General features: G+C 63.0%; 12 protein-coding genes and 5 tRNA genes. 3 read left to right on the top strand and 14 right to left on the bottom strand.

Going from position 1 to position 15,918, the window contains the following annotated elements:
* Positions 1–6 precede the first annotated feature (6 nt).
* Both rnhA and CMN27_RS03450 read right to left on the bottom strand, forming a co-directional pair.
* Positions 7–447, bottom strand: coding sequence for a ribonuclease HI (rnhA, locus tag CMN27_RS03455; RefSeq protein ID WP_293624009.1), 441 nt, complete (start codon positions 445–447; stop codon positions 7–9).
* Positions 444–1,193: a methyltransferase domain-containing protein gene (locus CMN27_RS03450; protein WP_293624008.1), complete on the bottom strand. Its 750-nt coding sequence runs from the start codon at positions 1,191–1,193 to the stop codon at positions 444–446. Before CMN27_RS03450 ends, rnhA begins: the two co-directional genes overlap by 4 nt.
* Before the next feature lie 35 nt (positions 1,194–1,228).
* On the opposite strand from CMN27_RS03450, the gene gloB reads away from it, so the two are divergent.
* The 3 genes from gloB to CMN27_RS03435 are packed head-to-tail and all read left to right on the top strand — an operon-like array spanning position 1,229 to position 4,554.
* On the top strand, positions 1,229–2,005 hold the full coding sequence (gene gloB / locus CMN27_RS03445; protein WP_293624007.1) for a hydroxyacylglutathione hydrolase: 777 nt from the start codon (positions 1,229–1,231) through the stop codon (positions 2,003–2,005).
* Entirely contained in the window at positions 1,995–3,734 is a 1,740-nt protein-coding gene (locus CMN27_RS03440) for a LysM peptidoglycan-binding domain-containing protein (protein ID WP_293624006.1), read from the top strand. Before gloB ends, CMN27_RS03440 begins: the two co-directional genes overlap by 11 nt.
* A gap of 37 nt (positions 3,735–3,771) precedes the next feature.
* A complete protein-coding gene (locus CMN27_RS03435) occupies positions 3,772–4,554 on the top strand; it encodes an enoyl-ACP reductase (protein WP_293624005.1) in 783 nt (260 codons plus the stop codon).
* 376 nt (positions 4,555–4,930) lie between these two features.
* Here the strand turns inward: CMN27_RS03435 and CMN27_RS03430 are convergent, their stop codons facing one another.
* From CMN27_RS03430 to CMN27_RS03375, 12 genes are all read right to left on the bottom strand, one after another.
* A complete protein-coding gene (locus CMN27_RS03430) occupies positions 4,931–6,811 on the bottom strand; it encodes a SurA N-terminal domain-containing protein (protein WP_293624004.1) in 1,881 nt (626 codons plus the stop codon).
* A 218-nt stretch (positions 6,812–7,029) separates the two neighbouring features.
* Positions 7,030–7,106: transfer RNA gene (locus tag CMN27_RS03425), tRNA-Asp, on the bottom strand.
* Positions 7,107–7,243: 137 nt separating this feature from the next.
* Positions 7,244–7,320, bottom strand: a tRNA-Asp gene (locus CMN27_RS03420).
* 12 nt (positions 7,321–7,332) lie between these two features.
* A tRNA-Val gene (locus tag CMN27_RS03415) sits at positions 7,333–7,408 on the bottom strand.
* Between the two features lie 43 nt (positions 7,409–7,451).
* On the bottom strand, positions 7,452–7,724 hold the full coding sequence (locus CMN27_RS03410; RefSeq protein WP_006915476.1) for an HU family DNA-binding protein: 273 nt from the start codon (positions 7,722–7,724) through the stop codon (positions 7,452–7,454).
* Positions 7,725–7,943: 219 nt separating this feature from the next.
* Positions 7,944–10,331, bottom strand: a complete 2,388-nt coding sequence (gene lon, locus CMN27_RS03405; RefSeq protein WP_293624003.1) for an endopeptidase La — start codon at positions 10,329–10,331, stop codon at positions 7,944–7,946.
* 144 nt (positions 10,332–10,475) lie between these two features.
* Positions 10,476–11,753: an ATP-dependent Clp protease ATP-binding subunit ClpX gene (gene clpX, locus CMN27_RS03400; RefSeq protein WP_293624002.1), complete on the bottom strand. Its 1,278-nt coding sequence runs from the start codon at positions 11,751–11,753 to the stop codon at positions 10,476–10,478.
* A gap of 97 nt (positions 11,754–11,850) precedes the next feature.
* On the bottom strand, positions 11,851–12,483 hold the full coding sequence (gene clpP, locus CMN27_RS03395; RefSeq protein WP_293624124.1) for an ATP-dependent Clp endopeptidase proteolytic subunit ClpP: 633 nt from the start codon (positions 12,481–12,483) through the stop codon (positions 11,851–11,853).
* 70 nt (positions 12,484–12,553) lie between these two features.
* Positions 12,554–13,879 (bottom strand): trigger factor, encoded by a 1,326-nt coding sequence (tig, locus tag CMN27_RS03390; RefSeq protein ID WP_293624001.1) that lies wholly within the window; start codon positions 13,877–13,879, stop codon positions 12,554–12,556.
* 121 nt (positions 13,880–14,000) lie between these two features.
* Positions 14,001–14,996, bottom strand: a complete 996-nt coding sequence (locus tag CMN27_RS03385; protein WP_293624000.1) for an aldo/keto reductase — start codon at positions 14,994–14,996, stop codon at positions 14,001–14,003.
* 170 nt (positions 14,997–15,166) lie between these two features.
* Positions 15,167–15,241 (bottom strand) — tRNA-Lys (locus tag CMN27_RS03380).
* A 100-nt stretch (positions 15,242–15,341) separates the two neighbouring features.
* Positions 15,342–15,417: transfer RNA gene (locus CMN27_RS03375), tRNA-His, on the bottom strand.
* Positions 15,418–15,918: the final 501 nt, after the last annotated feature.

Genomic DNA, 15,918 nt, shown 5'->3' with positions numbered 1-15,918 from the left:
GTCGGGTTAGCGTTTCATCTCGTCGATGCCGCGGTTGGCCAGGGCATCCGCGGCTTCGTTGCCGGGATCGCCGCTATGGCCTTTCACCCAGTGCCATTCGATCTCGTGGCGCTGGGTGGCTTCATCCAGGGCACGCCAGAGGTCGTCGTTCTTGACCGGCTTCTTGGCCGCGGTTTTCCAGCCGTTGCGCTTCCAGTTGTGCATCCAGCTGGTGATGCCCTGGCGCACGTAGTTGGAGTCGGTATGCAGTTCGACACGACAGGCGCGCTTGAGCGCATTCAGCGCTTCGATCGCGGCCATCAATTCCATGCGGTTGTTGGTGGTATTGGCTTCGCCGCCGCACAGTTCGCGCGTATTTTCGCCGTGGCGCAGCAATGCGCCCCAGCCGCCGGGCCCGGGGTTTCCGCGACAGGCTCCGTCGGTATAGATGACTACAGGTTCGCTCATCGGCGGCAGTTTACGCGATGCGAGGCCTGGCGCGCCAAACCCACGGCCGCGCGTTTGCGCGGACCCGGCAGCGTCTTGCGAATGGGCGTGTGCGGTGCGACCTGGCGGCGTGCGCATAGACCGTAGGCCTGCGCGCACCAGGCGATCGAGCGCGCGCTGCGGCGATCCTCGCCCACGCGGTGATAACCGCCAAAAAACGGAAAGCCCAGGCCATATCGCACCAGGCGCTCCGGCTCGAATTCGAGCAGCCGCAGCCAATCATAGAGCCGCGACGCGCTTGGCGGTGCCGAGCACGGCCTGAAGCGCGGCGTGCGCCGCGTGGGAAGGCCCTGGCGTAGCGCCCAGAGCGAGAAGGGGTTGAACGCGAGGATGACCAGTTGGCCACGGGCGTTGAGAACACGTGCACACTCGCGTAGCAGCGCATGAGGCTCGGCGACCTGCTCCAGCGCATGGGCAAGCACGAGCGCATCGACGCTGGCACTGGCCAGCGGAAGGTGGCGGCCGTCGAAGGCGATATCGGCCCGCGTGGCCGCGCCGAAGCCCAGCTGCCACTGGCAGAGCGTGCCGGCATGGGCAAGCGTGGAGTGCTCATACCCCCAGCGACCGATCTGTACACAGCGGTAACCGGTCAGACCCGGAAGCAGCTGAGTGAGCACGCGACGTTCGTACTGCAGGAACAGACGGGCACGCGGAGTGGCCAGCCACTCGGCAGAATCCGTGTATTTGCCAGGCAGGAATCGAAACAATTGATTTTGCCTCAGGCGGTTGGCAACATTCGCAGATGCTCGAGATCAAAGCACTTCCGGCACTGTCGGACAACTATATCTGGGTCGTCAAAGCGCAGGGTAGCGACACCGTCGCGATCGTCGACCCCGGTGAGGCGCGCCCCGTACTGCAATACCTGTCGGAACATGGGCTTGCCGTCGGCGCCTATCTGATAACCCACCATCACGGCGATCATGTCGGCGGCCTCGACGACCTGCTGGCCGAGCATGCCGCGCCGGTATACGGCCCGCGTGGCGAAGCGGATCGGATTGCGCAGATCACCGATGCGGTGGCCGGCGGTGACCAGTTCTCGCTGGATTTTCTCGGCGTCGATTTTGAAGTCATCGATGTACCGGGGCACACGCTCGGCCATATCGCCTATGTCACGCCGGGCGTGCTGCTGGCCGGCGACGCGCTCTTTCGCGGCGGCTGCGGACGCGTATTCGAGGGCAGCCATGCCCAGATGCAGGCATCGCTCGCACGCCTGCGGGCGTTGCCCGAAGCCACCGAGGTCTACGGCGGCCACGAGTACACCCAGAAGAATCTGGCCTTCGCCCAGACCGTGGAACCCGAGAGCAGCGCGATCGCCACCGTCATTCGCGAAGTCGATGCGCTGCGGGCCAATGGTGAGCCCACCCTGCCCGGCACCCTGGCCGAAGAACGCGATATCAACCCGTTCCTGCGCTGGGATCAGCCCGACGTCATCGCGGCTGCCGAGCAACGCGCCGGCCGGTCTCTGACCGACGCGGGCGAAATTTTTGCCGTATTGCGTGAATGGAAGGATGCCTCTTAAGGCGAGTGGCGCGCTAGCCGCGCTGATCGCCTCGACCACGCTCCTTTTTACCGGCTGCGCCACGCAGGCGCCCAGCCGTGCCCCCGTCCAGGAGACGGTGCGCCCGAGCAATACGACGGCCACGCCCGCCGATACCGCGCCGGCGGTCGAAACCGATGACGTCGAGATCGAAGACGACCTCGACGAGGATGGCGATGACGACCTGGAGCTGGCCGGTGCCAGTACAACCAACTGGCCGGACCCGCAAACCGACCTTTGGTCGCAGATCCGCGACGGCTTCGAACTCGACGGCTACGGCAAGCGCTATCGTGTACGCCGCTGGACCCAGCAGTTCGCGACCCATCAACACGATCTCCAGGCCTCGCTGGATCGAGCCCAACCGTTTTTGTGGCATATCGTTCAGCGTATCGACGAGCGGGGCCTGCCGACCGAGCTGGCCCTGCTACCCATCGTGGAAAGCGGCTACGACCCCTCCGCGCGTTCCTATATGGGGGCGAGCGGCCTATGGCAGTTCATGCCGGGTACCGCCGACCATATGGGCCTGTCGCGCGACTGGTGGTATGACGGGCGCAACGACGTGATTGCCTCCACCGATGCGGCCCTGTCCTATCTGGATGATCTGCATCGCCGCTACGGTGGCGACTGGCTGCTGGCACTGGCCGCCTATAACGCCGGGCCCGGCCGGGTCGACGCCGCTCTTGCCCGCGCGCAGCGCGAGGATCCGGATGCAAGCTATTGGGATCTCGAGCTGCCGCTGGAAACCACCGAATACGTACCCAAGCTGCTTGCCCTTCGGCGCATCATGTTCGCACCCGAACGCTTCGGTTTCGAATGGCCGACGCTGGACAATACGCCGCGCACCCGCGCCGTCGAGCTGCCCAGCCAGACCGAAGTGGCCGTGGCCGCGCGAATGCTGAACATGTCCGAGCAGGATCTGCGCCGGCTCAACCCGGCATTGCAGCGCTGGGCCAGCGCGCCCGGCAGCGGCGCGACGCTGCTGGTGCCGGCGGGCAAGGCGGATGCGTTCAAAAAGGCCCTCGCCAACGCCTCGCCGAACGCGCTCGTACAGCGCAGCACCCATACCTACACGGTGCGACGCGGCGATGTGCTGGGCTCGATCGCAGCGAGATACAACATGAGCGTGGCCGCACTGCGCCAGGCAAACCATCTGAGGGGCGACCGTATCCGGGTCGGCCAGAAGCTTACGGTTCCGCGCGCCGGCGAGCCCGGCAAGCCGGCACCGGTGGCCGAGCCCGCGGAAACCTATATCGTGCAAAACGGCGATTCGCTCTGGGAGATCGCCCAGCGCTACAACGTCGACGTGACCGCCATGCGTAGCAGCAATCCGGGCGTGAGCGCCTCGCTACGGCCGGGCCAGAAGCTCACCATTCCCGGCTCCGCATCGCCGCCCGCGCCCAGCACGCATATCGTTAGAAACGGCGACTCGCTCTGGGAGATCGCCGACGCCAACGACGTGACCGTAGCCGACCTGCGCCGTTGGAACCGGCTGGAACCGAATACGCGGCTGCAACCGGGGCAGTCCATCGCCGTCGATGGCCCGGCTCCGTTGCCGGACTTCTACGAAGTCGAGACCGGCGATTCGCTGTGGTCCATTGCCGCGCGTTTTTCGATGCAGGTAACCACCCTGCGCAGCTTGAACGATATGTCGTCCGGGAGCACCATTCGTCCAGGACAGCGGCTGCGCCTGCAGCCCATGTCTTCGAGTTGATGGCAACCCGTTCGGCTTGACGCTTAGAGGAGAAGACATGGGATTTCTAGAAGGCAAGAAAGCACTGATTACGGGTCTGGCCAGCGAGCGCTCGATCGCCTACGGCATTGCCCAGGCCATGCGGGCCCAGGGCGCCGAACTCGCCCTGACCTATCAGGGCGAAAAGCTCAAACCGCGCGTCGACAAGATGGCCGAGGAACTGGGCGCATCGATCGTACTGCCGCTGGACGTAACCGAAGACGAACAAATCGAGGGCCTGTTCACCTCGCTGGGCGAACAGTGGTCACAGGTCGACATTCTGGTGCACGCCATCGGCTTCGCGCCGCGCGAAGCGCTCAACGGCAGCTATCTGGATACGCTCACCCGTGAGGCGGCCAGCATCAGTCACGACATCAGCGCCTACAGCTTCGCCGCCCTGGCCAAGGCCGGCCGTTCGATGCTCTCCGAGCGGGCGTCGCTGATCACCCTGACCTATCTGGGCTCGACCCACGTCATGCCCGGCTACAACATCATGGGTCCCGCCAAGGCCAGCCTCGAATCCAGCATGCGTTTCATGGCCGCCGAACTGGGCGCCCAGGGCATACGCGTTAACGCCATTTCGGCGGGGCCGATCAAGACGCTGGCCGCGGCCGGTATTCGCGGCTTTCGCGACATGCTCTCGCATGCCCGCGAGGGCGCGCCTCTGCGTCGTAACGTGACGCAGGAAGAAGTCGGCAACGCAGCCGCCTTTCTCGGCTCCGACCTGGCCTCCGGCATCACCGGCGAAGTGCTGTATGTCGACGCCGGTTATCACATCATGGGCGCAACCGCCGGCGCCTGAGCGACGAACCGTCCTCCGATCGAAAAGCGGCCTGCGGGCCGCTTTTTTTTGCCGTTTTGGAGCAGACACCATTCTTCGGCGGGCACATCGGACAGCCCTGCGCCGCCAACCCGGGGTCGCACGCTGCCCGGGCCGTTGGTCAGAGCCGTTGCATCGGGCCAACCGCGCGAAGCGTCGACGAAGGCAACCCCGGCAGACGGTCGTATCCAGCGTTGTCCGAGTTGATCGGCGTCTGAACACCACGCATCGAGGCGTACGTCTTGCGAACCGCTCTGCTGCGGGAATACTAGGCGCCCATAAAAAAGGCCGCAGCACTTCCCACGCTACGGCCCCGTCGCGTCCGCCGCCTGCGAACGCGTCTATTGCGCGACCTACATCAGTTGATACGGTCCTCGTTGACCTCGATATCGGTCTGCGTGCGCAAGTACTCTCCCAGAACGGCATATTCCAGACCGGCGATGTACTCGCGCTGCTGGCTGGCAAAGCGCTCGCGCGGGGTACCCGCCTCGTTCGCGGGCGCTTCACGTACGCCATCCACCGCCACCAGGGCGACGCGTCCGTCACGGGTCGCAGTCACCCGATAACCGGGGCGGTCTTCGCTAGGCTGCGGGATATTGAACGCCGCCTCGAGTATGCGCGGGTCCATATCGCGGTTCGATCGCTGCACGAAGTCCTTCTGCTCGTAGGTGGCGCCATCCGCCTGCGCCAGCGCGGACAGCGCCGTGCCGGACTTCACCTTGTCCAAAGCAGCGTTCGCCGCATCCTGGGCCGCCTGGGTCGCTCGGCGCGCGATCACGCGGTCGCGAATATCGTCCTTGACCTCTTCCAGCGGCCGACGTTTGGCCGCTTCATGCTCGGCCACACGAACCACCACCCGTCGCTCGGCGCCCAGCTGGATGGGCGTGCTGTTGAGCTTGTCCTTGAGCACCGCGTCTGTAAACGCTGCCTTGCGAACCGCGTCGTACTGGCCGATGCCCGGCCCTTCGTCACGGGTGATCCAGTCGGTGGTCTGAATCTCGAGGCCGAGCTCGCTGGCCAGCGTATCGAGATCGTTGGGCGCTTCATAAGCCAGCGATTCCAGCCGGCTACGCTTGTCGGCGAACGCCTGCTGCGCCTGCTGGGACCCCGCCATGGCCTTGAGCCGGGATTGGACGTCAGGATCGTCGAATTCCGGCTCGCTGGCGGCCGTGATATCCGACAGATGCACGAGATACCACGCCTGTGCGCCCTTGACCGGTGTGGAAGTTTCGCCGGGCTTCAAGTCGAACAGCGCCTGCGCGACCGCTTCGGGAAGCTCGGCTTGGGCCGCTTTGTCGATGCTTTCGTAGTCACTGCCTTCGCGGGCCGCGGCACGGGATTCCAGATCGCCGGAACCGCTCGCAAGCGCCTGGATCGTATCGCGGGCGGCGTTGGCATCGTCGCCGATCGGCACCTGTACGAAACCGCCACTGCGGCGCTCAGGTTCGCCGAACTGCTGCTTGTTGTCCTCGAACAGCGTACGCAGCGTCTGTTCATCGGGCTCGCCCGCGTCGGCGCTCGCACTGCTGCGATCGAGCGACACGTAGCGAAGCTTGACGCGTTCCGGGCGCTTGAAGGCATCCGGATGTTCGTCGTAATAGGTCTGGATCTGGGCATCGTCGACTTCGATGCCGTCGCGGTAGCTCGCGGGGTCGAACGCCAGATAGCGCAGACGACGCTGCTGGTTGGCCAGCCGATAGGACTGATCCACTTCCGCCGGCGCGGCGAACGCGCTCTGGGTGATTTCGCCGCGCAGCTGCTGGCTGACCAGGTCCTGGCGCAGGCTCGCTTCATACTGCGCCGGCGCGATACCCGCCTGGGCCAACAGCCCGCGATAGCGCTGGTTGGAGAACTCGCCGTTCTCCTGGAACTGCGGGTTGCCGCGGATCGCACCGAGCAATGCCTGATCGGTGACGCGATAACCCGCCTGCTGGGCGTACTGATCCATCACCTCGCGGTTGATAAGCCCGTCGAGTACGGTCTGGCGCAGGCGCTGCGGATCGAGAATGCTGGGGTCGAAGTTGTCGCCCATCATCTGACGCAGGCGCTGATAACGCTGCTGATAGGCGTTTTCCAGCTGGTTGCGGGTGATATCCGTGCCGCCCACATTGGCAACGACCGGATCGGCGGAGGGGGTGAAGTACGAGCCGATTCCCCACACACCGAAAACCAGCGTGATGACGGCAACGACGACATAGGCCAACGGGCCGCTGGCGTTGTCGCGGATTCTCTGCAGCATTGATCGCGCTCCGGCGGATGGTGTGTCTCAAACGCAGTCACAAGACCTGGCTTGCGCGCGCTGTATGCGAAACCGCCATTGTGCCGCATACACGCCGCCCATGGGAGGCCCGGCCCGCAACATCTGCGCCGATGGCTGTGCGCGAATGGCGCGCATAAAAAAGGCCCTCCGTAGAGGGCCTTCCTTTCGTCCAGACCAACCCATGGGTTGATAAAGACTGGCGGAGCGGACGGGACTCGAACCCGCGACCTCCGGCGTGACAGGCCGGCATTCTAACCAGCTGAACTACCGCTCCTGACCTATGGCTGACCGGTGACCGATGCATTGCATCGTGAGCCCCTGCGTCAGCACTTGCACAACAGCGAACAAAAAAGACCCTCGAAACGAGAGGGTCTTTGATTTGTCCTGGTCGACGCGTACGTCGACACGGATTGGCGGAGCGGACGGGACTCGAACCCGCGACCTCCGGCGTGACAGGCCGGCATTCTAACCAGCTGAACTACCGCTCCGAAACTTTATCTTGGTGGGTGCTGACGGATTCGAACCGCCGACATTCGCCGTGTAAAGGCGACGCTCTACCAACTGAGCTAAGCACCCTCTCCGGCGTGTCCGGTCTAACCGTTCACCCAGCGAAGGCGCGCTAGTTTACAGCGTCTTTCAACGCTTTACCAGCCTTGAAACCGGGCGTTTTGCCGGCCGGGATCGTGATCGACTGACCGGTCTTGGGGTTGCGGCCTTGACGAGCGGCGCGTTCGCGCACAGAGAACACACCAAAGCCGACCAGCGACACCTTATCGCCTTTCTTCAGGGCGTCGGTCACGGCGTCGATCATGGCGTCCACGGCACGCGAGGCATCGGCCTTGGACAGATCAGCGTCATCAGCGACCGCGTCGACTAGTTCGGTTTTGTTCATAGCAAGTATCCCCTGAGGAATGAAACGAAAATTCGATGAAGTGCCGACCGTGCCGGCACCTTGGCATACGCCCGATCGCGAACGCGTCGCCAACCTTGCGTGCCCGCGATGGCGCTTTGAGACGCCGGTGCGCGAGCAATAAGCCGCTTTTATACCAAGCGGCTCTTTGTACCGTCAACAAAGGCTTAGCCCCGATCACGGCATGTTGTCACGAGACGACTAATGCGCTCGCAGGCCGGCCGGATCGCTTTTGCCCGGGGTGTCCGCCGCAGCGGCGTCATCGGACAGTGGCTGAGGCTGACGCGTGAGCGCGATTTCGAGCACCTCGTCGATCTTGCGTACCGGCCGCACATCAAGTCGATTCTTGATGTTCGCCGGTATCTCCGCGAGATCCTTGGTGTTTTCGTGCGGGATGATAACAATTTTGATCCCACCGCGGTGCGCCGCCAGAAGTTTTTCCTTGAGCCCGCCAATGGGCAGCACGTCGCCTCTGAGCGTGATTTCGCCGGTCATCGCCACGTCGGCCCGCACCGGGATCTGCGTAAGCGCCGAGATCATCGATGTGCACATCCCTATGCCGGCACTGGGGCCGTCCTTGGGTGTTGCGCCCTCCGGCACGTGGACATGCAGGTCGGACTTCTGCATGAAATCGCGCTCGATACCCAGCGCCGCTGCGCGCGAGCGGATGACCGTGAGCGCGGCCTGGATCGACTCCTGCATGACGTCGCCCAGCGAGCCGGTATGCAACGGCTTGCCCTTGCCGGGCACCGCCGCCGACTCGATCGACAGCAGTTCGCCGCCCACTTCGGTCCAGGCCAGGCCCGTGACCTGACCCACGCCGTCGGTTTCCTCGGCCCGGCCGTAGCGGTATTTAGGCACGCCAAGATACTTGTCGAGGTTGCGCTTGGAGACCTGGACGGAACCGTCCTTCTCTTCGCTGATCAATTCCTTGACCACCTTGCGACAGATCTTGCTGATATCGCGCTCGAGGTTTCGCACCCCGGCTTCGCGCGTATAGCGACGAATGACGTCGGTGAGCGCGTTGTCGGAGATCGCCAGCTCTTCGTCCTTCAGGCCGTTTTCCTTCATGGCCTTGGGCACGAGGTAGCGCTCGGCGATATTGACCTTCTCGTCCTCGGTATAGCCCGACAGGCGGATGACTTCCATACGGTCGAGCAGCGCCGGCGGGATATTGAGAGTGTTGGCCGTGCACACGAACATCACCTGCGACAGGTCATAGTCGACCTCGAGGTAATGGTCACCGAAGGCGTTGTTCTGTTCCGGATCCAGCACCTCGAGCAGCGCCGAGGCCGGATCGCCGCGGAAGTCCTGGGCCATCTTGTCGACTTCGTCGAGCAGGAACAGCGGGTTGCGTACGCCCACCTTGGCCATGTTCTGGATGATCTTGCCCGGCAGCGAGCCGATATAGGTCCGGCGATGGCCACGAATTTCGGCTTCGTCGCGCACGCCACCCAGGCTCATGCGCACGAACTCGCGGTTGGTGGCCTTGGCGATCGAACGGCCAAGCGAGGTCTTGCCCACGCCCGGCGGACCGACCAGGCACAGAATCGGGCCCTTGATCTTCTTCACGCGGCTCTGCACCGCGAGATTTTCGATAATGCGCTCTTTCACCCGCTCCAGGCCGTAGTGATCGGCGTCGAGCGTGTCCTGCGCGGTCTTGAGATCGATCTTGGTCTTCGAGCGCTTCTTCCACGGCACGTCGACCAGCCAGTCGAGATAGTTGCGCACCACGGTGGCTTCCGCCGACATCGGCGACATGCTCTTGAGCTTGTTGAACTCGGTGGTGGCCTTTTTCTTGACCTCCTTGGGCATGCCGACTTTCTCGATCTTCTCTTCGAGTTCGTCGAGATCGTTCGGCGCGTCGTCGATTTCACCCAGTTCCTTCTGGATGGCCTTCATCTGCTCGTTGAGATAGTACTCGCGCTGGCTGCGCTCCATCTGCTGCTTCACGCGGCCGCGGATCTTCTTCTCGATCTGCAGTACCTCGATCTCGGCGTCGGTCTTGGCGACGATATGCTCGAGGCGTTCCTGGGCGTCCGCGATCTCGAGCACGTCCTGGCGCTCTTCGAGCTTGAGGTTGAGATGCGCGGCAATGGTGTCGGCCAGCCGGCCGATCGAATCCATGCTCGACAGCGAGGGCAGCAGCTCGGCCGGCACCTTCTTGTTGAGCTTCACGTAGGACTCGAACGTCGAAATCGCCGAGCGCATGAGCGCATCCGCTTCCGCGCTGTCGTCGGCTTCGTCGTCGATCACGTCCCAGCTGGCCACCAGGCTGCCGTCGGCTTCGTGCAGGTTGTGCAGGCGTGCGCGATCGGCGCCCTCGACAAGCACCTTGACCGTGCCGTCGGGCAGCTTGAGCAGCTGCAGGATCGAGGCGAGCGTACCCACCTCATAGATATCGTCTGCGCCCGGATCGTCGATATCCGCCGAGCGCTGGGCGACCAGCAGGATCTTCTTGTCCTCGGCCATCGCCGCTTCCAGCGCGGTAATCGACTTCTCGCGGCCGACAAACAGCGGGATCGCCATATGAGGAAAGACGACGACGTCCCGTAGCGGCAGAACAGGTACCAGGGTGTTGTCCGTCATTGGACCCTCGCTTAAAAAGCGGCCGGCATGATGCCGGCCACTGTGTATTTAACTATCAAGAATGCGGCTGGCTTGGCGGTTTTCAATCAGCCGGTGGCCAACCGCACAGCGCGGGACGGCGCGTTGCACGCCGCCCCTGCCGCTTCAGGCGCCGGCGCGGGTCGCGTCGGCGTTTTCATAGACGATATACGGCTGGGCATCGCCCTTGACCACCGCCTCGTCGACGACGACCTTGGAGACGTTCTCCATGGCCGGCAGCTCGTACATGACGTCGAGCAGGATCGATTCGAGAATCGTGCGCAGGCCACGGGCGCCGGTCTTGCGTTCCATCGCGCGGTGGGCGATTGCCCGCAGCGCATCGTCACGCAGTTCCAGCTCGCAATCTTCCATTTCGAAGAGCTTGGCGTACTGCTTGGTCAACGCGTTCTTGGGCTCGCGCAGAATCGAGATGAGCGCGGTTTCGTCCAGCTCCTCGAGGGTGGCGATGACCGGCAGGCGGCCGACGAATTCCGGAATCAGGCCATACTTGACCAGATCCTCGGGTTCGACCGTGGCCAGCATGTCGCCCAGCGACCGCTGGTCGTCCTGACCCTTCACTTCGGCCGAGAAACCGATACCGGAACGGCCCTTGCGCGTCTGAATTGTCTTGTCCAGACCGGCGAACGCGCCGCCCACGATGAACAGGATGCCGCCCGTATCCACCTGCAGGAATTCCTGCTGCGGATGCTTGCGCCCACCCTGTGGCGGCACCGAGGCGGTGGTGCCTTCGATGAGCTTGAGCAACGCCTGCTGCACGCCTTCGCCCGACACGTCACGGGTGATCGACGGGTTTTCCGACTTGCGCGAGATCTTGTCGATTTCGTCGATGTAGACGATGCCACGCTGGGCCTTCTCGACGTCGTAATCGCACTTCTGCAGCAGCTTCTGGATGATGTTTTCCACGTCCTCGCCGACATAGCCGGCTTCGGTGAGCGTGGTGGCATCCGCGATCGCGAACGGCACATCCAGCAGACGGGCCAGCGTTTCGGCCAGCAGCGTCTTGCCGCAGCCGGTCGGGCCAATCATCAGGATATTGGACTTCTGCAGTTCCACTTCGCCCTCGCCGGTTTCGGCGTTGAGGCGCTTGTAGTGGTTGTACACCGCCACGGCGAGAATCTTCTTGGCCGACTCCTGGCCAATCACATAATCGTCGAGCACATGCTTGATTTCCTGCGGGCTCGGCAGGCCTTTCTTGGACGGCTTGCTCGCGAGTTCCTCGCGCATGATGTCGTTGCACAGATCCACGCACTCGTCGCAGATGAATACCGACGGACCAGCGATCAGCTTGCGAACCTCGTGCTCGCTCTTGCCGCAGAACGAGCAATAGAGGGTGCGGCCGGAGTTGGAATTCGAACCGCCGTTGCTGTTGGAGTCTTCCGCCATGTTCTAGGACCTCTTCAGTCTGGGCCTGCCATACACCCTGTATGGCATACCGGATAAACGCTTGTCACGGCCTTGCTGCCGTGGACGAACAAAGCGCTTACTTGTTCTTATCGGCCGTTTCGCTCGAAAGTGCTGCCCGCGAGCTCAGCACACCGTCGATCACGCCGTATTCCGTGGCCGAATCCGCGCTCATGAAGAAGTCACGCTCGGTGTCGTGCTTGATCTTGTCCAGCGGCTGGCCGGTGTGGTGCGCAAGCACTTCGTTGAGCCGTTCGCGCGCATGCAGGATTTCCCGGGCGTGGATCTCGATATCCGTGGCCTGGCCCTGAAAGCCGCCCAGCGGCTGGTGAATCATCACCCGCGAATTCGGCAACGCATGGCGCTTGCCCTGCGCACCGCCGGCCAGCAACACCGCGCCCATGCTTGCGGCCTGGCCGAGGCACATGGTGGCCACATCGGGCTTGATGAATTGCATCGTGTCGTAGATCGACATGCCGGCCGTGATCACGCCGCCCGGCGAGTTGATATAGAGCTGAATATCCTTGTCCGGGTTGTCGGACTCCAGGAACAGCAGCTGGGCGACGATGAGGTTGGCCATATGGTCATCGACGGGGCCCACGCAGAAGATCACGCGCTCCTTGAGCAAACGCGAGTAGATATCGAACGAGCGCTCGCCGCGGGCGGTCTGCTCGATGACCATCGGGATCAGCCCCAGATTCTGGGGCTGCATGTTGTCGTTACGTTCGGACATAGACTTTGGCTTTCCTTGCCACGTCAGCAGCGTCGAGGCGCAGCCTCGATCAGCCGTTCTGACGCTGGGCGTTGAGTAGTTCGTCGAGCTCGGTTTCTTTCTCGGTGACGGTCGCGCCTTCGAGCAGCGTATCGACCACCTGCTCTTCCATGACCATTGCCTGCAGGCCCTGCATGAGCTGCGGGTTCTGCTGGTAATAGGCCTTGACCTGTTCGGCCTGATCACCATAACCCGAGGCGACTTCTTCCATCTTCTGGCTGACGCGTTCCTGGTCGAGTTCGATTTCCTTTTCGGAAATGATCTCGGCGATCAGCAGGCCCAGGGCGACCCGCCGTTCGGCGTTCTCGCGCAGCACTTCGTCGGGCAGCAGCTTCTTGGCCTGCTCCTCGTCGCCCTGCATTTCGCGCGGCATGCGCTGCAGCGCTTCCTTGCGCATGCGATCGATTTCCTGCGCCACCATGGACTCCGGCACTTCGATGGGGTTGGCCGCATGCACGCCGTCCATCACCTGCGTCTTAACACTGCCTTCCACCGCGTGCTTGGCTTCCTGCTCCAGCGATTCGCGCACCTTGTCCTTGAGCGCATCGACGCCGCCTTCCTCGATACCCATCTGCTTGAGGAATTCGTCGTCGATCTCGGGCAGCTTGGCTTCCTTGACGGCCTTGACGGTGACATCGAAAGTCGCCGTCTTGCCCGCCAGATCCTTGGCGCCGTAGTCCTCGGGGAAGGAGACATCCACGTCGAACTGCTCGTCGGCCTTGCGGCCCACCAGCGCGCGCTCCAGATCGGGCAGAAACTGCTGTTCGCCGATATTGACTTCGATATCGTTGCCGGTGCCGCCTTCGAAGGCTTCACCGTCGATACGGCCGACATAATCCACTACGACCTGATCGCCGTCCTGGGATTCACGCTCGACCGTCTCGTAAGCCTTGTTCTGCTCACGAATGCGTTCGATGGTCTTGTCGATATCCGCATCGGTGACTTCGACCACCGGCTTTTCGACGGTCAGGCCGTCGAGACCGGTGAGTTCGATTTCCGGATAGACGTCGAAGCTGGCCGTGAACTCGAGCGGGCCGTCTTCGTTGACTTCGCCGAGCTCGATCTGCGGCTGGCCAGCCGGCTTGAGCTCGGCCTTTTCGATCGCTTCGGGATAGACGCTCTGGATCAGCTCCCCGGCGGCTTCCTGACGCGCCTGGGCGCCGTAGCGCTGGTAGAGCACCTTCAGCGGCACCTTGCCCGGTCGAAAACCCGGAATCTTGGCGTGCTGACCGACGCGCTTAACCTTGGCGTCGACCGCTTCGCTGACCCGCTCGGCCGGGATCTGAACCTTGAGGCGACGGGCCAGCCCACCGGGATTCTCAACAGAAACGTCCATTAACTACCTCTATCCAATCGTCTGGTATGTACAGCGCCGCCGGATTGCGGGCGCTGCTGCGAATATTGACCCACGAGTATATCAAGGCTGGCCAGCCCGCTCGTGAAACCGCGCGTATCCGTTATTTCTCGCGTGCCGGCGGCGCCATGAATTCGGGGCCCACGGGGTCGACCACGTTCCGATCAACGATCTCCTTGATCTGCTGCCGGGCCGCCTCGTCCAGCTGCCAGCCCCAGACGTTATCGACCGCCTCAAGCTGCTCGGGCTTGCGAGCGCCCCAGAGTGCAACGCTGTTCGGATACTGATCAAGCACCCAGCGAATAGCCAGATCAAGCACGTGCTTGCCGTAGTTATCCTGGGCGAACTGCTCCAGCTCGTTGACCGCCGCCAGATACTGGTCGAAGCGCGGCTGCTGGAACTTGGGATCGCTGTTGCGCAGATCGTCGCCGGGGAATTCGCGGTCGGCATGCATGCGACCGGACAGCAGACCCCGGCAGAGCGCGCCGTAGGCAAGCAGACGCGTGTCGTGCTTACGCGCCCACGGCAGAACGTCCTCGTCGATCTGGCGTTCGAACAGGTTGTAGGGATTCTGTACCACGTCGATCGTGGTCACTTCGCTGAAAGCGTCCAGCTGCTCGGGCGTAAAGTTGGACACACCCACGGCCCGAATCTTGCCCTGCTCGCGCAGGGTGGCCATCGCGCTCGCCGTTTCATACATATCGACGTTCGGATCCGGCCAGTGAATCTGGAGCAGATCGATATAGTCGGTATCCAGACGACGCAGCGAATCGTCGGCCTCCTTGAGGATGCGATTCTTGGTGGCGTTGCGCGCCACCCGCTCTTTCGCATCCCATTCGAGCGCGCATTTGGTGGCCAGCGTCACCTTGTCGCGCAGGCCGCCCTGTTTGACTGCCTTGCCGACAATCTCCTCGGAACGGCCGAAACCGTAGACCGGCGCGGTGTCGATAAGCGTAATGCCGTGGTCGGGCGCGCTCTGGATGGTGCGGATGGATTCGGCTTCGTCGGTGCCGCCCCACATCCAGCCACCAATAGCCCAGGTGCCCAGACCAATGCGCGATGCGACAACGCCGTTGCCGTTCAGATCGAGTGTTTCCATGGACGCAGCTCTTGTCCTTTCGGATGTACAGCTATGGAAATGGGTGCGCTGGGCCGGCATTCAACAGCCATCGGCGCTCGATATGTAGGCGATGACGATATCGGGGAAGCGGCTCGAGCCATGCGGCGCAAAACAGTGCGGATAAGCACGGCGAAGCCGTAAGGAGAAATTGGTGGGCCGTGAAAGATTCGAACTTTCAACCAATTGATTAAGAGTCAACTGCTCTACCGTTGAGCTAACGGCCCATCCGTGATCCGGCGCTGCCGGAATCCTTTCGCGATCAGGCGACCGCGCGACGCCATGATAAGCGTCGATACTGCCTTCGCCAACCTGCCATGACAGGAATGGGGTGGACGATGGGACTCGAACCCACGACGACCGGAATCACAATCCGGGGCTCTACCAACTGAGCTACGCCCACCATCGAAAGCATCCTGCGTATCCGTTGCGATCGAGGATCGCCGACGGCGCAGGCGGCGTATTCTAGTCATGTTCGTGGCGCGATGCTACCCCTGGATGGGCAATCACGGCATTTATCGTCGGTCGGGTACGGTTTTGGTTGGCTGGCGAGGCCGTCGAGGCGTGTCGCAAGAGCCTTCGTCGGAGCGGTGTAGGTCGCGCCCCGGCGAGCCACGCCCGTTTTTAATCTCGCTGGTTCGAATGGCGCGCCCGGCTGGATGATTCGCCGGCTACGCCGGCTCACCCTTCGGGCCAGTGCGGCTGACGCCGCCCTGTTCGGATGCGCTGCGCGCATCCGTCGAACCATGCTTGTCTATTTGTCGCTGGTTCGAATGCTAGTTGGATAGGCCATTGCCAGAGCACGCCTGCGGCGCACTCTGGCAATGGCGCGCCCGGCTGGATTACTCGCGGCTTCGCCGCTCGCCCTTCGGGCCAGTGCGGCTGACGCCGCCCTGTTCGGATG

Source organism: Salinisphaera sp. (genome assembly GCF_002729955.1).
In the GTDB taxonomy this organism is placed as follows: domain Bacteria; phylum Pseudomonadota; class Gammaproteobacteria; order Nevskiales; family Salinisphaeraceae; genus Salinisphaera.
Note: the sequence above shows the minus strand (reverse complement) of the source record. Positions and strands in the feature narration are given on the sequence as shown.